Here is an 18,405-nt window from a genome sequence, read left to right as displayed (position 1 = left end):
AATGGCGCACGCAGTGCGCATTTCAGGGGCGCGGGGAACTGCGCGACCAGCCACGACGCGACCCGCACCCGGCGACGGAGACGCACCCCCGCGGCGCTGTCAATCCCGGCAGATCAGCAGCAGCGCCCTGTCGTCGTTCACGTCCTTGGCGACCGCCTCGATCAGATGCCAGGCGGCGCCGTGGAAGCCGCCCTGGACGTACCGGTCGGCCTCGCCCGTCAGCCGGTCGATGCCCTCGGAGATGTCGCGGTCGGACGTCTCGACGAGGCCGTCGGTGAAGAGCATCAGGACGTCGCCGGGGCGCAGCGTGCCCTTGGTGGCGTCGAACTCCGCCCCGTCGTAGACGCCGAGAAGGGGGCCTTCCGCCGCCTTCTCCTCCCAGCGGCCCGTCCCGGCGCTGAGCTGGAGGCCCGGCGGGTGGCCCGCGGAGTACAGCTCGTAGTCGCCGGATTCGAGGTCCAGGACGAGGTGGATGGAGGTGGCGAAGCCCTCGTCCCAGTCCTGGCGGAGGAGGTACCCGTTGGCCGCCGGCAGGAACGCGTGCGGGGGCAGTGAGCCGAGCAGGCCGCTGAAGGCTCCGGCGAGAAGCAGGGCCCGCGACGCCGCGTCCATGCCCTTGCCGGAGACGTCGGTGAGGACGACTTCCAGGGTGCGCCCGTTGTGTGTGCGGGCGGCCACCACGAAGTCGCCGGAGAAGGACTGTCCGCCGGCCGGCCGCAGCGCCATCTCACGGTGCCAGCCGGCCGGCAGTTGCGGCAGGCGGCTCTGCGTGCGGATGCGTTCGCGGAGGTCGAAGAGCATGGTGCCGCCGCGCCGCCAGGGCACCCCGACCCGGCTGCGGAACTGCGCTATCAGGAGGCCGAAGAAGCCGCAGGCGGCGACCGTGAGCACGGTGCCGGGGGTGACGCCCGCCGCGCGCTGCGAGTACGGGCCGAGCTGGACGGACTCCACGATCAGCGCCGCCGCGGCGGCCGCGTACAGGCCGAGCAGGCTGGCCGGGCGGAGCACGAGGCCGCCCGCGACGATCGGCAGGACGAGGACGGTGGGCGTGCACCAGACCGGGTCGAGGATCGTGAAGAGGGTGATGAGAGGGATGGTGAGGAGCAGCCCGGCGAGGGCGATCCAGTCCGAGCCGTCGCCGCGGAAGTAGTCGACGCCGGATTTGCGCACGGCGGTGCGGACCCGGTGCACACGCATCTTCAACCGGGCCGGGAACGTCTCCGCCGCCGAGCGCTGTTCGCCCGCGCGCCGCTCTCTTCGTACGGCCATTGCTCGTGGACCTTATCCACCGGGCCCGGATCTGTGCACGGGTGGTCCCACTTGTCCCCCTTTTCGGGCACACCCGGGCACGGGTCACCAGCCGGGAAATTCGCTCGCTCCTGTCCGGCTCGTCCTGGTAGGGATGGCGCATGACGACGGACTTACGGGTGCTGCGCAAGGACGAGTTCGAGCGCTGGTACGGCCGCCTGGAGCTGGCTTTCGGCGGGGTCGCCGAGTCGCCGCCGGAGCGGCGGCTGTGGGAGGACCTGACCGTTGTGGACCGCTCGGTCGGGGTGTGGGACGGCGCGGAGTGCGTCGGTACGGCGGGCGCGTTCGCGTTCCGGGTCGCGGTGCCGGGCGGCGCGTTCGTGGACGCGGCGGGCGTGACGATGGTGAGCGTCGCGGCGACGCACCGCCGACGCGGCATCCTGACGTCGATGATGCGCCGCCAGCTCGACGACGTGCGGGCCTGGGGCGAGCCCCTCGCCGTGCTCACCGCGTCCGAGCCCGAGATCTACGGCCGGTTCGGTTACGGCGTCGGCACCCGGCAGGCGGCCCTGACCATCGATTCGACGCGGGTCCGGATCGAGGCCCCGGCCGGGGCCGACGACGTACGGCTGCGGTTCGTCGACGCCGCCGAGGCGGCCGAGCGGTGCGAGGCGGTGTACCTGCGCACGGTCGGCGCGCGGCCCGGCAACCTCGCCCGGAACCCCGGATGGGAGCGGTTGCCGCTGCTCGACGCGCCGGAGGAGCGCGGCGGGGCGTCGCCGCTGCTGTGCGTCGTCGCCGAGCGGGGCGGGGAGACCGTCGGTTACGCCCGGTTCCACAACAAGCCGGAGTCGCAGTGGGCGGGGCCGAAGGGCCGCGTCCGGGCCCGGGACGTCACGGCGCTCGACCCGGCGGCGTACGCGGCGCTGTGGCGGTTCCTGTGCGACATCGACCTGACGGTCGCGGTGGAGGCGCGCAACCGTCCCGTGGACGATCCGGTGTTCTCCCTCGTCTCCGACGTCCGGCGGTGCGAGGTACGGGTACGGGACTCGATGCACGTACGTCTGGTGGACGTCGGGGCCGCCCTCGAAGCGCGTACGTATCTCACGCCCGTGGACGTCGTGATCGAGGTCGAGGACCGCTTCTGTCCGTGGAACGGCGGACGGTGGCGGCTGTCCGGCGACGCGAAGGGCGCGTCCTGCGAGCGTACGGAGGAGACCGCCGATCTCGCCCTGTCCGTACGGGAGTTGGGCGCCGCCTACCTCGGCGACGTGTCCCTGGCCGAACTGGCCGGGGCCGGGCGGGTGCGCGAGCTGCGCGAGGGCGCGCTCGCGGAGGCGACGGTGGCCTTCGGGTCACCCGTCGCGCCCTGGCTCCAGCACGGGTTCTAGCCCCTGGCGGCGGGCGGCTGGCAGGCCGGGCACCAGAACAGGTTGCGGGCCGCCAGCTCCGCCGTGCGGATCTCCGCGCCGCACAGGTGGCAGGGCTGGGGCGCGCGGCGGTAGACGTAGACCTCGCCGCCGTGGTCGTCGACGCGGGGCGGGCGGTTCATCGCCTCGGGGGTGTGCTCCGGGCGGACCGTGTCGATGCGGTTGAGGCGGACGCCCTCGCGCATCAGCGTCTTCAAGTCGTCCCAGAGGGCGGCGAGTTGGGCCGGTGTGAGGTCCTTGCCCGGGGTGTACGGGTCGATGCCGTGGCGGAAGAGGACCTCGGCCCGGTAGACGTTGCCGACGCCCGCGATGACCTTCTGGTCCATCAGCAGCGCGGCGATCGTCGTACGGCTGCGGGAGATGCGGGCGTAGGCCCTGGCCGGGTCGGCGTCGGGGCGCAGCGGGTCCGGGCCCAGGCGGTCGTGTATCGCGTCCTTCTCCGCGTCCGTGATCAGGGCGCAGGCCGTGGGGCCGCGCAGGTCCGAGAAGGACGTGTCGGTGAGCAGGCGCAGGCGGACGGTGTCCGTGGGGGGCGGGGCGGGGGTGTCGCCGAGGGTGTACTTGCCGAAGAGGCCCAGGTGGATGTGGACCCAGTGGGCTCCGTCGCCGTCCCCGTCCGCGTCTCCTCCGCCGCCGAATCCCAGGAACAGGTGTTTGCCGTGGGCTTCCGTGCGGGTGAGCTCTTGGCCGGTGAGGAGTGCGGCAGCGTCGGAGAACTTGCCCTGCGGGCTGCTGACCTGGATTTTTCGTCCCGCGAAACGGGTGGCGTGGTCCTGGGCCAGGCGATGGATGGTGTGGCCCTCGGGCACGGCTTTCCTCTCGGGGCGGGCACTGCTGCCGGCGATTGAGGAGCAGGACACGGGGCTCCGCCCCGGACCCCGCTCCTCAATCGCCGGAGGGGCTTGGAGGTGTCTTCGGAGGGGCTATGCCTGCTTCGGGTGGTGCGGGGGGATCTCCGGGAGTTCGCCCGTCTGCTCGTAGCGCGACAGCATGTCGATGCGGCGCTGGTGGCGCTCCTCGTTGCTGTACGGGGTGGACAGGAAGATCTCGACGAACTTCGTCGCCTCGTCCTGGGTGTGCATCCGGCCGCCGATGGAGATCACGTTCGCGTCGTTGTGCTCGCGGCCGAGCGCGGCGGTCTGCTCGCTCCAGGCGAGCACCGCGCGGACGCCCTTGACCTTGTTCGCGGCGATCTGCTCACCGTTGCCCGAGCCGCCGATCACGATGCCGAGGGAGTCCGGGTCCGCCGCCGTCTTCTCCGCGGCGCGGAGGCAGAACGGGGGGTAGTCGTCCACCGCGTCGTAGATGTGGGGTCCACAGTCGACGGGCTCGTGGCCGTGGGCCGTGAGCCATTCGACCAGGTGGTTCTTGAGTTCGTAGCCGGCATGATCCGAGCCGAGGTACACGCGCATGGGTCCGAGTGTGGCACGCCGCGCGCCGGGTAGCGGTGACCGGGGGCACACCATGGCCGGCCGGGCCCGGCCGGTGCCGGGGTGCGCGTAACGAAGGCAACAATCCGGAGTCAGGTCTTCCGCGCCGAGCGGTTCTGCGCTTTGAATGCCAGGGCTCGTACCCCGAGAACCTAAGGATCCGTTCATGACTTCGCAGTCATCCCTTGCGACGGAAGACACTTCGCCCGGTGGCCCCGAAGGGTCAGGAGGTGGCGGTGGCGGCCTGCAAGCCGGGCTGAAGAACCGCCATCTCTCCATGATCGCCATTGGCGGCGTGATCGGCGCGGGGCTCTTCGTGGGCTCCGGCTCCGGCATCGCCGCGGCGGGACCCGCCATCCTCGTCTCGTACGCCCTGGTCGGCGCCATGGTCGTACTGGTCATGCGCATGCTCGGCGAGATGGCGGCGGCCCGGCCGACCTCCGGGTCCTTCTCCGCCTACGCCGACCAGGCGCTCGGCCGCTGGGCCGGGTTCTCCATCGGCTGGCTGTACTGGTTCTTCTGGGTCGTGGTGCTCGCCGTCGAGGCGACCGCCGGGGCCAAGATCCTGAACGGCTGGATACCGGGCGTGCCGCAATGGGGCTGGGCGCTGATCGTCATGGTCGTGCTCACCGCGGTGAACCTGGCGGCGGTCGGCAGCTACGGCGAGTTCGAGTTCTGGTTCGCGGGGATCAAGGTCGTCGCGATCGGCGCGTTCGTGATCGTCGGCCTGCTCGCCGTGTTCGGCGTGCTGCCCGGCTCGGACAACCCGGGCAACGGGTTCGGGCACCTCACCGACGCGGGCGGATTCTTCCCCGAAGGACCCGGCGCGATCCTCACCGGTGTGCTGATGGTCGTCTTCTCCTTCATGGGCAGCGAGATTGTCACGCTCGCCGCCGGTGAGTCCGAGGACCCGCAGAAGGCCGTCACCCGCGCCACCAACTCGGTCATCTGGCGCATCGGCATCTTCTACCTCGGCTCGATCTTCGTCGTCCTCACCCTGCTGCCGTGGAACGACGATTCGATCGTCAAGGACGGCTCCTACGTCGCCGCGCTCAACTCCATCGGCATCCCGCACGCCGGGCAGGTCATGGACGTCATCGTGCTCACCGCTGTCCTGTCGTGCCTGAACTCCGGGCTCTACACCGCCTCCCGCATGGCCTTCTCGCTCGGACAGCGCGGCGACGCGCCGAAGGCGTTCGCCCGGACCACGTCGCGGGGCGTGCCGCGCACCGCGATCCTCGGCTCCGTCGTCTTCGGGTTCCTCGCCGTCTGGTTCAACTACCAGTGGCCGGACACCGTCTTCGACTTCCTGCTCAACTCCTCCGGCGCCGTCGCCCTCTTCGTGTGGCTCGTCATCTGCTTCACGCAGCTCAAGATGCGCGGCATCATCCTGCGCGAGCAGCCCGAGAAGCTCGTCGTGAAGATGTGGCTGTTCCCGTACCTGACGTGGGCGACGATCGCGATGATCTCGTTCGTGCTCGTGTACATGCTGACGGACGACGCCGGGCGCGAGCAGGTGGTCCTCTCGCTGCTCGTGGCGGTCTTCGTGGTCGCGTTCTCGCTCGTACGGGAACGGGTGCGGCCCCGCGGCAAGTCCGCGCAGTAGGCGAGGCGCGCGGGGCCGTCAGGCGCCGGACGGGCCGAGCACCGTGAACGTCCGCTTCACCTGCTCGTACACCTTCCGCGCCGGGCCCTGCGTCCGCGGGCGGTACCAGGTGCCGATCTGGTAGGACCGCGAGCCCTGCTCGAACCCGAGCAGCTCGGCGTGCCAGCGCTCGCCCCGCAGGGTGAAGAGGTACTCCCAGACCACGGCCGGGCGGCCCCTGAACGTCGTCCGGTCGAGGCGGATCTTCCGGTAGTCCTGGCCCTGGTGGGCGCCCAGCTCCGCCTTCTTCCAGGTCGCGAGGAGGTCGTCCTTCGCCAGCGCCGACTGGGCGACGAGTTCCTGGGTGCCGTCCGGTGACGTGTAGTGCACCTCCGACGCCGTCTTCACCACCCGCTCCCACCCCTTCGGCGGCACCCACGCGTACCCGGCCTCCCGGCGCGCACCGGGCGGCAGCGACGGGCCGCCCGGGGGACGCGACGTGCCCTCGACGGTGGGCGCCTGCGCGGTCGCTGCCCCTCCCCCGCCGCCCTCGCCCTTTCCGCCGGACGAGTCGTTCCCCGGCAGCGTCAGCGCTAGGGCCACGACGACCCCGGCGGCCAGGACACCGACGAGGGCGACGAGGGGGGTGCGGCGCCGTGCCCTGGCGGGGGCGGGCGCCAGGGCGGGGGCGGGCTCCGGAGATGGGGCGGGCTCCGGAGCGGGAGCGGGCTCCGGAGCGGGAGCGGGCTTCTGGTGCTGCGGCGGCGCCACGGGCGGGGTCAGCGCCCGCACCACCGTGTCCAGGTCCGGGCGGTCCTGCGGGTCCTTGGACAGGAGGGCCGCCAGGAGGGGAGCGAGCCGGCCCGCCTCGGGCGGGAGGTGGGGCTCCTCGTACAGGACGGCGTGGAGCGTCGCCAGGGTCGTGTCGCGGCTGAACGGGGAGCGGCCGCCGAGCGCGGCGCACAGGGTCGTGCCCAGGGACCACAGGTCGGAGGGCGGGCCCTGCGGGCGCCCCGCAACCCGTTCGGGCGCCATGTAGTCGGGCGAGCCGACGAGCATCCCGACCATGGTCAGGGCCGTCTGGTCCTGGATCGCGGCGATCCCGAAGTCGGTGAGCATGACCCGGCGCCGCCCGCCCCGCTCCAGCATGACGTTGCCCGGTTTGATGTCCCGGTGCAGAATGCCGCCCGCGTGCACGGGCCGCAGCGCCTCGGCGAGGCCCCGCCCGATATCGGCGACCGCGTCGACACCGAGCGGGCCGTCCTCGACGAGCACCTGTTCCAGGGAGCGGCCGTCGACCAGCTCCATCACGATCCACAGGCGTTCGCCCTCGTCCACGACGTCGTAGACGCGCACCACGTTGGGGTGGTCGATGCGGGCCGTCGCGCGCGCCTCCCGCAGGGTCCGCTCGCGGCGGGTGCGCGCGTCCTCCGGGCCGAGCCCGTCGATGCGCATCTCCTTCACGGCGACGGGCCGGTCGAGTATCTCGTCGACCGCCCGCCACACCCGCCCCATTCCGCCCTGGCCTATGGACGCGTCCAGGCGATAGCGCGCCGCCACCATCAGCCCCTGAACGCCTCCGCTCGCATTCCCCGCATTCCCCGCACTCCCAGGCAATCGACTGCACCCCCGAAACACCCGACACAGAATCGACACTTCGCGCCGTCTCAGCATAGTGGCGAGAAATCTTGTGGTAACTCTTCATGTACTGCGAATCAGGGGGACGGATATGAATTCAGGGCGTCAGGCCACATTAGCCGCGACACTGTTGATCGCGACGATCTCGACGGTGATGGTCCTGCCTCTCACCGCCACCGCCACCACCAGCGCGTCCGCCTCTGCGGACCACGGCCCCGGCCCTGGCAGCAGCGAGGGCGGCAAGGTCGTGGACGAGGCGCCCGCGGGCGTGAAACTTTCCACGGGCCTCTCCGAGAAGATCTCGGTCGACAATGCGACCATGGAGACCAGTAATCTTGTCGCCGGCGTCAGCAATCAGGGCACCAAGGACAGCGGCAAGGTCGATCTTCTCGTCATCGGTTTCGGCGGAATGGCGATCAAGGAAGTGCCGGGCTGCACCGCGATCGGCACGGCCGATCTCCCGGAAGGCTCGAACAGCGGATTCGCCTGCGCGATCGACAATATCGCGGCAGGGAAATCGAGGTCGTACAAAGTCGCCGCGACATTCGATCTCACGAAAACGGGAAAGATCTGCCTGCCCATCGAGAGCGCGGACGGCAAGCAGAGGTTCTGGCAGCAGGGCCCGGTGCCGTTCGGTACGACGAGCCCTTCGCCGAACGCGCCCGTCACCCCGCTGCTCCTCGGCACCGAGAACAAGCCCGCGTCCCCGGCCGGGGACCAGGGCGGCGGGACGGGCAGCGGCAAGGGCGGCAGCGGCAAGGGCGGCGGCGAGAAGACGCTGCCGTCGACCGGTGCCGGGCGCGACGTGCTGCCGCTGGGTGCGACGGGCGCGGCACTGATCGCCGCGGGCGGGGCCGGGCTCTGGTGGACCTCCCGCAAACCGACCGCCTGAGCCGAGCACCCGCAGCGGAATCGGGAACGGAAGCGAAAACGGAAACAGAAGCGGAAGTGGAAGCGGAGAAGCAGGCCGTAGAAACCTGACGGCAGTTGTCATATTTCGCGGGGACAGTACGCGCCATGACGACGACGCGCCCCACCCCCGCGACCGGCCGCACACTCCGCCCCGGCGACCCCGGCTACGACGACGAACGCGCCGGGTTCCAGACGGGGTTCGCCCAGCGGCCCGCCGTCATCTACGCCGCGACCGGCCCCGGCGACGTACGGGACGCCGTGCGCCACGCGGCGGCCGAGGGGCTGCCCGTCGGGGTCCAGGCGACCGGCCACGGCCTGCCCGGCGACGCCGACGGCGGGGTCCTCATCAGCACGCGCCGGATGGCCGCGATCACCGTGGACCCGGTGGCCCGCACCGTACGGGTCGGCGCCGGGGCCCGCTGGGGCGCCGTCGCCGAGGCGGCCGCCGCGCACGGACTCGCCCCGCTCAACGGGTCGGCCCCGAGCGTCGGCGTCGTCGGCTACGTCCTCGGCGGCGGGCTCGGGATCCTCGGGCGGGAGTTCGGGTACACCGCCGACCACGTCCGCTCCGTCGACGTCGTGACCGCGGACGGCACCGCCCGGCACGTCACCGCCGCCACCGACCCCGAGCTGTTCTGGGGCCTGCTCGGCGGCGGCGCCCAGCTCGGCGCGGTCACCGCCCTGGAGATGGACCTCGTCCCCGTCACCCGCCTCTACGGGGGCTTCCTCGCGTACGACGGCCGGGCCACCGACCCCGCCGGCATCCTGCGCGCGTACGCCGACTGGACGGCGACCGTCCCGGAGACCCTGACCTCCTCGCTCGCCGCGCTCGTCCACCCCGACCTGCCGCAACTGCCGCCCCACCTGCGCGGGCGGTACATGGTCTCCGTGCGGGTCGCGTCGACCGGCGGCGCCGAGGAGGGCGAGCGGCTGGTGGCGCCGCTGCGGGCCGCGCTCGGGCCCGCCGTCACCGACACCCTGCGCGCGATGCCGTACGGGGAGAGCCACACGATCCACAACGATCCGGCCTTCCCGCACGCGTACTACGGGGACAGCGTGTTCCTGCGCGAGCTGGACGTCACCGCCGCCGCCGAACTGCTCGCCCTGTGCGGGCCCGCCGCCGACGCGATGCATGTCGTCCAGATCAACCATCTCGGCGGCGCCCTGTCCCGGCCGGCGCCGAACGCGGTGCCCTACCGGGAGGCGGGGTGGCTGGTGCGGGTCCTGTCGCCGCTCGACGGGTCGGCGTCGCCGCTCGACGGGTCGGCGAAGGAGGCGGCGCGGGATCGTCACGCCCGCGCCTTCGCCGCCGTCGCCCTCCACGCGCTCGGGCGCTCGCTCAACTTCGCCTTCGGCGGCGGCGACCGTACGGACGGGCTGTACGACCCGGGAACGCGAAAGAGGCTCGCCGAACTGAAGGCCGCGTACGACCCGGCGAACCTCTTCCGGAGGAACTACGGCGTGCTGGGGTGAGCCCTACTTGTCGGCCTTGTCGGCGAGCTTCCACGCCGTCGGCAGCGCGCCCATCGCCAGGGCCGCCTTCACCGCGTCGCCGATCAGGAACGGGGTGAGGCCCGCGGCGATCGCCGCCGTCAGGTTCATGCCGGTGGAGAGGGCCAGGTAGGGGACGCCGATCGCGTAGATGATCGCCTCGCCGAGCAGCATGGTGCCGACCGTGCGCAGCGCCGAACGGTCGCCGCCGCGCCGGGCCACGGCGCCGACGACGGTCGCGGCGAGCAGCATGCCGAGCACGTAGCCGAACGACGGCATCGAGGCGCCGGAGCCGCCCTCGGCGAACCACGGCATACCCGCCATGCCCGCGAGCGCGTACAGGGCGATCGAGAGGAAGCCGCGGCGGGCGCCGAGCGCGGTGCCGACGAGGAGCGCGGCGAAGGTCTGCCCGGTGACCGGCACCGGCGAGCCCGGCACGGGGACGGCTATCTGCGCGGCGATGCCGGTGAGCACGGCGCCGCCGACGACGAGCGCCGCGCTTTTCGCAGCACCGGCGGACTTGGTGCGGGACGCCGGGAGGAGGTCGGCCAGGACCTTGCCCGGCCGGGCGACTGCTGCGGTGGAGGTGGCGGTGCTCATGGGGGACTCCGCGTTCGTGAAGGCGCCTTGCGGGCGGGCAGGGTGGGACTCCGTGACGCTATCCCAGGGCGGTCGGGCCGATCACGGTCACCGGTCGACAAAGGCTCGGGGCGCGACTTGGTGGGCTCCGTACAAAGAGGCGCGCGTACACCTCGTGGGGGGTGACGCTCGTCACTGACGACACGGGCGCTCAGGGCCGCTTTGCGCGGGGAGGTGCCCGGCGGGGAGACTGTAGGTTCCCGCCAATTCATCTGTGAGTCCCGAGAGCCGGCCGATCACCTCATGCACGACCGAACCACCCCAGCCGAACCTGACGAACCTCTCGCCGGCGGGCTCAAGCAGCGCCATCTGACCATGCTCGGGCTCGGCGGCGTCATCGGCGCCGGTCTGTTCGTCGGCTCGGGCGCCGGGATCGCGGTCGCCGGGCCCGGGATCGTCGTCTCGTACCTGATCGCGGGCGCGCTGGCGATGTGCGTGATGCGGATGCTCGGCGAGATGTCGGCGGCGATGCCCGCGTCGGGCTCGTTCTCGGTGCACGCGGAGCGGGCGCTCGGGCGGTGGGCCGGGTTCAGCGCGGGCTGGCTGTACTGGTTCCTGCTGGTGGTCGTGCTCGCCGTGGAGGCGACGGGCGCCGCGCAGATCGCCCACGGCTGGGTGCCGGCGGTGCCGCAGTGGGCGTGGGTGCTGCTGTTCATGGTGGTGTTCACGGTGACGAACCTGGCCGCCGTGAAGAACTTCGGCGAGTTCGAGTTCTGGTTCGCCACGCTCAAGGTCGTCGCGATCATCGCGTTCCTGGCCCTCGGCACACTGGCGATCTTCGGGCTGCTCCCCGACACGGACGCCGTGGGCCTCTCCCATCTGACCGGCGACGGCGGGTTCCTGCCGCGGGGCTGGCAGGGCGTCGTCTCCGGGGTGCTCGCGGTCGTCTTCGCGTTCGGCGGTCTGGAGGTCGTCACGATCGCGGCGGCGGAGTCCGAGGATCCGGTGCGGTCGGTGGCGCGGGCGGTGCGCAGCGCGGTGTTCCGGATCCTGTTCTTCTACGTCGGCTCGATGCTGGTGATCGTGACGGTGCTGCCGTGGACGGCGCAGAAGGCGGGCATCAGCCCGTACGTGACCGTCCTCGACTCCGTCGGGGTGCCGTCGGCGGGGCAGATCATGAACATCGTCGTCTTCGTGGCGCTGCTCTCGGCCCTGAACGCCAACCTCTACGGCTCGTCCCGCATGATCTTCTCGCTCGCCGAGCGCGACGAGGCGCCGAAGGGGCTGCTGAAGGTGGCGGGCGGGGTGCCGCGCCGGGCGGTGCTCGCGTCGGTGGCGTTCGGTTTCGTCTCCGTGCTGCTCAATCTGGAGTGGCCGGACACGGTGTTCCTCTACATGCTCAACTCGGTCGGCGCGGTGCTCCTCTTCGTGTGGGCGCTGATCGCCGTGTCGCAGCTGCGGCTGCGGCGGCGCCTGGAGGCCGAGGCGCCCGAGCGGCTCGTGCTGAAGATGTGGGCGTATCCGTGGCTGACGTGGGCGGCGCTCGCCGCGATGGGCGTGGTGTTCGGGCTGATGCTGACCGACGACACGGCGCGCCCGCAGCTGCTGTGGTCGACGGGGGCGACGGCCCTCGTCCTCGCGGTCGCGGGCGTACGGGAACTGCGCGCGCGGCGCGCCTGAGTCCGGGTGTCCGGGGTCCGGGTGTCCGGGGTCCGGGTGTCCGGGCCGGCGGGTGGCCCAGAAGGGACAGGCGGACCGGAGCCCGTACGCCCCATGGCCCACAGAGGACATCGGGAGTCACGCGTCTTGACGGCTCAGGGGCCGTCGCAGAGCATCGAGCCTCACAGATCGTGAACGTGAACGTCGCAATGTGTGAGCTTCGTGTCCGTATAACGGAAACGTATTCCCACTGAGCGGCGCGTCCGCTCAGACTGTGGCCGCTTTACGTGGGCCTTATGAGGCCGACTCTCTCCCCGTCTCAGCTACTGAACAGGGCTTATCCATGTCTCGGACGTCCGCGCAGCCACCCGCAGAAGACACGGCCGCGTCGCCCGGCACCCAGCCGGCCGCCGACGCGTCGTCGCTCACGCCCGGTCTCAAGCAGCGCCATCTCTCCATGATCGCGCTCGGCGGCGTGATCGGTGCCGGTCTCTTCGTCGGCTCCGGCACCGCCATCGCGGCGGCCGGACCGTCGATCATCCTCGCGTACGCGATCTCCGGCGCCCTCGTCATGCTCGTGATGCGCATGCTGGGCGAGATGGCGGCCGCGTACCCGGCGTCGGGTTCGTTCTCCGTGCACTCCGAGCGGGCGATCGGGCCGTGGGCCGGGTTCACGGCGGGCTGGGCGTTCTGGTTCCTGCTCTGCGTCGCCGTCGGCCTGGAGGGGATCGGCGCGGCGGGCATCGTACACGGCTGGATACCCGGCGTGCCCGAGTGGGCCTGGGTCGCCGTGTTCATGGTGCTGTTCACGGGCACGAACCTCGCGGCGGTGAAGAACTTCGGCGAGTTCGAGTTCTGGTTCGCGGCGCTCAAGGTCGGCGCGATCGCGCTCTTCCTCGTCATCGGCGTCCTGGCGATCTGCGGCGTCCTGCCCGACGTCGACGCGCCCGGCATGTCCAACCTCACCGGCAACGGCGGGTTCATGCCGAACGGCACGGAAGGGCTGATCGTCGGCCTGCTCGCCTCCGTGTTCGCGTACGGCGGCCTGGAGACGGTCACCATCGCCGCCGCCGAGTCCGAGCACCCGATCCAGGGCGTCGCCAAGGCGGTCCGTACGGCGATGTGGCGCATCGCGCTGTTCTACGTCGGCTCGATGGCGGTCGTCGTGGTCCTCCTGCCGTGGACCGCGGAGGAGATCCCCACCAAGGGCCCCTACGTCGCGACCCTCGACCACCTGGGCATCCCGGGGGCCGGACAGATCATGAACGTGGTCGTCCTCGTCGCGCTGCTCTCCGCCATGAACGCCAACATCTACGGCTCCTCGCGCATGGCCTCCTCGCTGGTGGCCCGCGGCATGGGCCCGAAGGTGGTCGGGAAGGTCTCCGGCGGGGTGCCGCGCGTCGCCGTCCTGCTCTCGGCGGTCTTCGGCTTCGTGTGCGTACTGCTCAGCTACTGGCGCCCGGACGACGTCTTCGCCTGGCTGCTCAACACCATCGGCGCGATCATCCTCGTCGTCTGGTTCTTCATCGCCTTCTCGCAGCTGATCCTGCGGCGCAAGCTGGAGCGCGAGGCGCCCGAGAAGCTCGTCGTGAAGATGTGGGCGTACCCGTACCTGACGGTCGCGGCGCTCCTCGCGATGGTGGTCGTCTTCGTCCTCATGGCCCGCGAGCACGACACGCGGGTGCAGCTGTACTACACGGGCGGCCTGACCGTGGTCCTGGCGATCGTCGGGTACGTCCGGCAGAAGTCGGCGGAGAAGGCGGGCGTACGGCGGTAGCCCCGCTTCGCAGCTCCCGTGCAGGGCCCCGGCCCTAGGTCGAAGGGCTGATCAACTCCGGACCATTCCTGCTGTTAGCCTGCACTTGCACATTGATTGCAATAAGCTCTGCACTGCAGCACCTTCAGCCGGAGGACTCGGACGACATGGCGATCTACACGCTTCCTGAACTCCCGTACGACTACGCGGCTCTCGAACCGGTCATCAACCCGCAGATCATCGAGCTGCACCACGACAAGCACCACGCGGCGTACGTGAAGGGCGCGAACGACACCCTCGAACAGCTCGCGGAAGCCCGTGACAAGGAGGCGTGGGGCACGATCAACGGCCTGGAGAAGAACCTGGCCTTCCACCTCTCCGGCCACATCCTGCACAGCATCTACTGGCACAACATGAACAGCCCCAAGGACGGTGGCGGCGGCGAGCCGCTCGCCGCGGACGGGGTCGGCGACCTCGCCGACGCGATCACCGAGTCCTTCGGCTCCTTCGCCAAGTTCAAGGCGCAGCTCACCAAGGCGTCGGCGACGACGCAGGGGTCCGGCTGGGGCGTCCTCGCCTACGAGCCGCTCAGCGGGCGCCTCATCGTCGAGCAGGTCTACGACCACCAGGGCAACGTCGGGCAGGGCTCGACCCCGGTCCTCGTCTTCGACGCCTGGGAGCACGCGTTCTACCTGCAGTACAAGAACCAGAAGGTCGACTTCATCGAGGCCATGTGGCAGGTCGTCAACTGGCAGGACGTCGCCAAGCGGTACGCGGCCGCGAAGGAGCGCGTGAATTCCTTGCTGCTCGCCCCCTGAGGGGCGGCACCCCTACGTCCCGCCTCGTGATCGTCTTCTCAACCTTCACGCAGGGCGGGCGGCGAAAAGACAGACCCCCGTGAGGACGTGACTCACGGGGGTCTGTCGGTACGCGGGATTCCGGGGGACCGTGACCGGCATGGTTGCCAAGAACTGTCCCACGTGCCCGGGGCCGCGCCTGCAGGAGTTCGTTCCGCTGACCGAAGGGGAACTGGCCATCGCGGCGGCCCACCCAGACGTCGAACGCGGCATGGCAGGCCGCTACAAGAGGTGCAGCGGCGAGGGCTGCCGCCGGGTGCAGCGGCACTTCGACGGCTCCAAGGGCTTCAACCTCCCCGAAGAGCTCCGCTGGCCCCGGAGGGGGTAGGTGCCACGCCCGCCGGGCACGACTAGTCGAAGATCGGGCCCTGGGTCCGGGTGCGCTTGATTTCGTAGAAGCCCGGGACCGAGGCGACGAGAAGCGTGCCGTCCCAGAGCTTCGCCGCCTCCTCGCCCTTGGGCGCGGGCGTGACGACGGGGCCGAAGAAGGCGATCTGGTTGCCGTCCGCGCCGGGGACCGCGATGACCGGGGTGCCGACGTCCTGGCCGACCAGGTCGATGCCCTCCTTGTGGGAGGCGCGCAGCTCGTCCTCGTACTTGGTGGCGTCCCAGTGGTCGAGGAGCGACGCGGGCAGGCCGACCTCGTCGAGCGCGCCGGCGACGGCTTCCTTGGTCGGGCCCTGGCCCTGGTTGTGGATGCGGGTGCCGAGCGCCGTGTAGAGGTCGCCGAGGACGTCCGCGCCGTGCTCCTGCTGCGCGGCGATGACGACGCGGACCGGGCCCCAGGCCTGGGTGCGCATCATCTCCTGGTACTCCTCGGGGAGCTCCTCCAGGCGCGGCTCGTTCAGGACGGCGAGGCTCATCAGGTGCCAGCGGACCTTGATGTCGCGGACCTTCTCGACCTCCAGGACCCAGCGCGACGTCATCCAGGCCCAGGGGCAGAGCGGGTCGAACCAGAAGTCGACGGGGGTCTTCTCGTCCACAGTGGACATTGCTCTCCTCAGAAGTCGCGAAGTCACTAAGTCACGAAGTCACCGGGTGGTTGTGCCTGCGGCAACGCGACCGCGGCCGTGCGCATTCCCGGATACCCGGCACGGGGACCGCGTGCGAGGATCGTAGGCGTTCGAACAGCCCCACAAGGGCGCGGACAGGCCGTACAGGTCAGGCCATACGAGAACGTCACGAAGGAGTGCCGCCGTGCCCGGAGAGAATCTGTCCCGCGACGAGGCCCGCGAGCGGGCGGGTCTGCTGTCCGTCGACGGGTACGAGGTCGCGCTCGACCTGCGCTCCGCGGTCGGCGAGGCCACCGGCGACGGGCCGCGCACGTTCCGCTCGGTGACGACGATCCGGTTCCGCGCGAGCGAGCCGGGTGCCTCCACCTTCGTCGACCTGATCGCCCCGTCCGTCACCGCGCTGTCCCTGAACGGCGAGGACCTGGACCCGGCCGCCGTGTTCGACGGCAGCCGCATCCATCTGGAGAACCTGGCCGAGGAGAACGAGCTGGTCGTCGACGCCCAGTGCGCGTACTCCCGCACCGGCGAGGGCATGCACCGCTTCGTCGACCCCGAGGACGGCGAGGTCTACCTCTACACGCAGTACGAGCCGGCCGACGCCCGCCGCGTCTTCGCCAACTTCGAGCAGCCGGACCTGAAGGCCCCGTACCGCTTCAGCGCGCAGGCGCCCGAGGGCTGGACCGTCTGGTCGAACGGCGTCGGGGAGCTGGCCGACGGCGTCTGGCGGTTCGCCGAGACGAAGCCGATCTCCACGTACATCACGGCCGTGGTCGCGGGCCCGTACCACTACGTCACCGACTCCTACGAGCGCACCCTCGACGACGGCTCCCGGCTCGTCGTGCCGCTCGGCGCCATGTGCCGCAAGGGTCTCGCCCCCTACTTCGACGCCGACGACATCTTCCTCGTCACCAAGCAGGGGCTCGACTTCTTCCACGAGAACTTCGACTACCCGTACCCGTTCGGCAAGTACGACCAGGCGTTCGTGCCCGAGTACAACCTCGGCGCGATGGAGAACCCGGGCATGGTCACCTTCCGCGAGGAGTTCATCTTCCGCGGCAAGGTCACGCAGGCGTCGTACGAGCGCCGGGCCAATGTGATCCTGCACGAGATGGCCCACATGTGGTTCGGCGACCTCGTCACCATGCAGTGGTGGGACGACCTGTGGCTGAAGGAGTCCTTCGCGGACTTCATGGGCACCTTCTCGATGGTGGAGGCGACCCGGTTCACCAACGGCTGGATCACCTTCGCCAACAACCGCAAGGCATGGGCGTACCGCGCCGACCAGCTGCCGTCCACCCACCCGGTCACCGCGGACATCCGCGACCTGGAGGACGCGAAGCTCAACTTCGACGGCATCACCTACGCCAAGGGCGCGAGCGTCCTGAAGCAGCTCGTCGCCTACGTGGGCCGGGACGCGTTCCTCGAAGGCGCGCGCCGCTACTTCAAGCGCCACGCGTACGGGAACACGCGCCTCGGCGATCTGCTCTCGGTCCTGGAGGAGACGAGCGGACGCGACATGGGCACGTGGGCGCGGTCCTGGCTGCAGACGGCCGGGGTCAACTCCCTCACGCCGCAGGCGATCCTGAACGGCGAGGGGCGGATCACCGAGCTGGCCGTGGTCCAGGAGGCCGCCGAGTCGCACCCCGAGCTGCGCCCGCACCGCGTCGCCGTGGGCCTGTACCGCCGCTCCCCCGACGGCGCTCTGGAGCGCTACGCGCGCGCCGAGGTCGATGTGGAAGGGCCGCGCACCGTCGTCACCGAGCTGGCCGGGGCCGACGCCCCCGAGCTGATCCTCGTCAACGACGACGACCTCACCTACTGCAAGATCCGCTTCGACGAGAACTCCCTCGCCACCCTGCGCGAGCGGCTCGGCGACATCACCGACCCGCTGGCCCGCGCCCTGTGCTGGTCCGCCCTGTGGAACATGACGCGGGACGCGCTCATGCCCGCCCGCGACTTCGTCGACCTGGTGCTGCGGTTCGCGGGGCGCGAGTCGGACATCGGCGTGCTCCAGATGCTGCACGCCTGGGCCCGTTCCGCGCTCACCCACTACGCGGTCCCGGCCTGGCGCGAGGAGGGCGGGCGGCTGCTCGCCGAGGGGGCGCTGCGCGAGCTGCGCACCGCCGAGCCGGGCAGCCAGCACCAGCTGACCTGGGCGCGTTTCTTCACGTCGGTCGCGTCCGGCCCGTCCGATCTCCAGCTCCTCGAAGGGCTGCTCGCGGGCAGCGCGAAGATCGACGGCCTGGAGATCGACCAGGAGCTGCGCTGGTCGTTCCTGGACACGCTGGCCACGTACGGCGCCGCCGACGAGGCGCTGCTCAATGCCGAACTGGCCCGCGACGACACCGCGTCCGGCAAGCGCCACCAGGTGCGATGCCTGGCCGCGCGCCCCTCGCAGGCGGTGAAGGCGCAGGCGTGGGCGCAGGTCGTGGAGTCCGACGCGCTGTCGAACGCGCTGGTGGAGGCGGTCATCGCCGGGTTCCAGCAGCCGTCGCAGCGGGAGCTGACGGCGCCCTACGCGCAGAAGTACTTCGACGTCATCGAGCGCGTCTGGGAGGAGCGCTCGATCCAGATCGGCATGGACGTCGTACGCGGTCTGTTCCCTGCGCTCCAGGACTCCCCGGAGACCCTTGAGCGGACCGACGCGTGGCTCGCCGCGCACGAGGACGCGGCGCCCGCCCTGCGCCGTCTCGTCCTGGAGGCGCGGGACGACCTGGCGCGCGGGCTGCGCGGACAGGCGTGCGACGCGACGGCCGCCGGGCAGTAGGCGCATCACGGGTGAGGGGGTGGCGCCGGGTTGACGAAAC

Annotated in this window: 15 protein-coding genes; 9 read left to right on the top strand and 6 right to left on the bottom strand. The window is 71.1% G+C overall.

The window, feature by feature from the left end; genetic code table 11:
* Positions 1–99: 99 nt before the first annotated feature.
* The gene (locus C1N81_RS29450; protein ID WP_394434114.1) at positions 100–1,269 is read right to left on the bottom strand and encodes a PP2C family protein-serine/threonine phosphatase; all 1,170 of its coding nucleotides are present in this window, start codon (positions 1,267–1,269) and stop codon (positions 100–102) included.
* Positions 1,270–1,409: 140 nt separating this feature from the next.
* Here C1N81_RS29450 and C1N81_RS29445 point away from each other — a divergent pair, with 140 nt between their 5' ends.
* On the top strand, positions 1,410–2,639 hold the full coding sequence (locus C1N81_RS29445) for a GNAT family N-acetyltransferase (RefSeq protein ID WP_394434112.1): 1,230 nt from the start codon (positions 1,410–1,412) through the stop codon (positions 2,637–2,639).
* Here the strand turns inward: C1N81_RS29445 and C1N81_RS29440 are convergent.
* Positions 2,636–3,487 (bottom strand): Fpg/Nei family DNA glycosylase, encoded by an 852-nt coding sequence (locus C1N81_RS29440; protein ID WP_394434110.1) that lies wholly within the window; start codon positions 3,485–3,487, stop codon positions 2,636–2,638. The genes C1N81_RS29445 and C1N81_RS29440 overlap by 4 nt on opposite strands.
* A gap of 114 nt (positions 3,488–3,601) precedes the next feature.
* Positions 3,602–4,090 (bottom strand): ribose-5-phosphate isomerase, encoded by a 489-nt coding sequence (locus tag C1N81_RS29435; protein ID WP_394434108.1) that lies wholly within the window; start codon positions 4,088–4,090, stop codon positions 3,602–3,604.
* Between the two features lie 184 nt (positions 4,091–4,274).
* Here C1N81_RS29435 and C1N81_RS29430 point away from each other — a divergent pair, with 184 nt between their 5' ends.
* Positions 4,275–5,714 carry an amino acid permease gene (locus tag C1N81_RS29430; RefSeq protein WP_394434106.1) on the top strand — a complete coding sequence of 480 codons (1,440 nt, stop codon included), beginning with the start codon at positions 4,275–4,277 and terminating at the stop codon, positions 5,712–5,714.
* 18 nt (positions 5,715–5,732) lie between these two features.
* On the opposite strand, the gene C1N81_RS29425 is transcribed toward C1N81_RS29430, so the two are convergent.
* Complete coding sequence (locus C1N81_RS29425; protein WP_394434104.1) at positions 5,733–7,256, bottom strand: serine/threonine-protein kinase; 1,524 nt, start codon at positions 7,254–7,256, stop codon at positions 5,733–5,735.
* A 166-nt stretch (positions 7,257–7,422) separates the two neighbouring features.
* On the opposite strand from C1N81_RS29425, the gene C1N81_RS29420 reads away from it, so the two are divergent.
* The gene (locus C1N81_RS29420) at positions 7,423–8,223 is read left to right on the top strand and encodes a hypothetical protein (protein WP_394434102.1); all 801 of its coding nucleotides are present in this window, start codon (positions 7,423–7,425) and stop codon (positions 8,221–8,223) included.
* A 125-nt stretch (positions 8,224–8,348) separates the two neighbouring features.
* Complete coding sequence (locus C1N81_RS29415) at positions 8,349–9,716, top strand: FAD-binding oxidoreductase (RefSeq protein WP_394434100.1); 1,368 nt, start codon at positions 8,349–8,351, stop codon at positions 9,714–9,716.
* 3 nt (positions 9,717–9,719) lie between these two features.
* Here C1N81_RS29415 and C1N81_RS29410 read toward each other — a convergent pair whose 3' ends face one another.
* A complete protein-coding gene (locus tag C1N81_RS29410; RefSeq protein WP_394434098.1) occupies positions 9,720–10,334 on the bottom strand; it encodes a biotin transporter BioY in 615 nt (204 codons plus the stop codon).
* A gap of 282 nt (positions 10,335–10,616) precedes the next feature.
* Here C1N81_RS29410 and C1N81_RS29405 point away from each other — a divergent pair, with 282 nt between their 5' ends.
* From C1N81_RS29405 to C1N81_RS29390, 4 genes are all read left to right on the top strand, one after another.
* Entirely contained in the window at positions 10,617–11,993 is a 1,377-nt protein-coding gene (locus tag C1N81_RS29405; RefSeq protein WP_394434095.1) for an amino acid permease, read from the top strand.
* Between the two features lie 322 nt (positions 11,994–12,315).
* Positions 12,316–13,749: an amino acid permease gene (locus C1N81_RS29400; RefSeq protein WP_394434093.1), complete on the top strand. Its 1,434-nt coding sequence runs from the start codon at positions 12,316–12,318 to the stop codon at positions 13,747–13,749.
* Positions 13,750–13,895: 146 nt separating this feature from the next.
* Positions 13,896–14,546, top strand: coding sequence for a superoxide dismutase (locus C1N81_RS29395; RefSeq protein WP_394434091.1), 651 nt, complete (start codon positions 13,896–13,898; stop codon positions 14,544–14,546).
* 139 nt (positions 14,547–14,685) lie between these two features.
* The gene (locus C1N81_RS29390; protein WP_394434089.1) at positions 14,686–14,913 is read left to right on the top strand and encodes a hypothetical protein; all 228 of its coding nucleotides are present in this window, start codon (positions 14,686–14,688) and stop codon (positions 14,911–14,913) included.
* Between the two features lie 22 nt (positions 14,914–14,935).
* Here the strand turns inward: C1N81_RS29390 and C1N81_RS29385 are convergent, their stop codons facing one another.
* Positions 14,936–15,577 carry a mycothiol-dependent nitroreductase Rv2466c family protein gene (locus tag C1N81_RS29385; protein ID WP_394434087.1) on the bottom strand — a complete coding sequence of 214 codons (642 nt, stop codon included), beginning with the start codon at positions 15,575–15,577 and terminating at the stop codon, positions 14,936–14,938.
* A 205-nt stretch (positions 15,578–15,782) separates the two neighbouring features.
* On the opposite strand from C1N81_RS29385, the gene pepN reads away from it, so the two are divergent.
* Complete coding sequence (gene pepN / locus C1N81_RS29380) at positions 15,783–18,365, top strand: aminopeptidase N (protein ID WP_394434085.1); 2,583 nt, start codon at positions 15,783–15,785, stop codon at positions 18,363–18,365.
* The last annotated feature ends 40 nt before the right edge of the window (positions 18,366–18,405 follow it).

The organism is Streptomyces sp. SGAir0957, assembly GCF_043523415.1.
The sequence above is the reverse complement of the archived record's forward strand: the minus strand, read 5'-3'. Positions and strand labels throughout refer to the sequence as shown.

Excerpts from the sequence above, each read along its gene's own strand:
- C1N81_RS29450 (WP_394434114.1), bottom strand. The coding sequence starts at position 1,269 with ATGGCCGTACGAAGAGAGCGGCGCGCGGGCGAACAGCGCTCGGCGGCG.
- C1N81_RS29445 (WP_394434112.1), top strand. The coding sequence starts at position 1,410 with ATGACGACGGACTTACGGGTGCTGCGCAAGGACGAGTTCGAGCGCTGG.
- C1N81_RS29435 (WP_394434108.1), bottom strand. The coding sequence starts at position 4,090 with ATGCGCGTGTACCTCGGCTCGGATCATGCCGGCTACGAACTCAAGAAC.
- C1N81_RS29430 (WP_394434106.1), top strand. The coding sequence starts at position 4,275 with ATGACTTCGCAGTCATCCCTTGCGACGGAAGACACTTCGCCCGGTGGC.
- C1N81_RS29425 (WP_394434104.1), bottom strand. The coding sequence starts at position 7,256 with ATGGTGGCGGCGCGCTATCGCCTGGACGCGTCCATAGGCCAGGGCGGA.
- C1N81_RS29420 (WP_394434102.1), top strand. The coding sequence starts at position 7,423 with ATGAATTCAGGGCGTCAGGCCACATTAGCCGCGACACTGTTGATCGCG.
- C1N81_RS29415 (WP_394434100.1), top strand. The coding sequence starts at position 8,349 with ATGACGACGACGCGCCCCACCCCCGCGACCGGCCGCACACTCCGCCCC.
- C1N81_RS29410 (WP_394434098.1), bottom strand. The coding sequence starts at position 10,334 with ATGAGCACCGCCACCTCCACCGCAGCAGTCGCCCGGCCGGGCAAGGTC.
- C1N81_RS29405 (WP_394434095.1), top strand. The coding sequence starts at position 10,617 with ATGCACGACCGAACCACCCCAGCCGAACCTGACGAACCTCTCGCCGGC.
- C1N81_RS29400 (WP_394434093.1), top strand. The coding sequence starts at position 12,316 with ATGTCTCGGACGTCCGCGCAGCCACCCGCAGAAGACACGGCCGCGTCG.
- C1N81_RS29395 (WP_394434091.1), top strand. The coding sequence starts at position 13,896 with ATGGCGATCTACACGCTTCCTGAACTCCCGTACGACTACGCGGCTCTC.
- C1N81_RS29390 (WP_394434089.1), top strand. The coding sequence starts at position 14,686 with ATGGTTGCCAAGAACTGTCCCACGTGCCCGGGGCCGCGCCTGCAGGAG.
- C1N81_RS29385 (WP_394434087.1), bottom strand. The coding sequence starts at position 15,577 with ATGTCCACTGTGGACGAGAAGACCCCCGTCGACTTCTGGTTCGACCCG.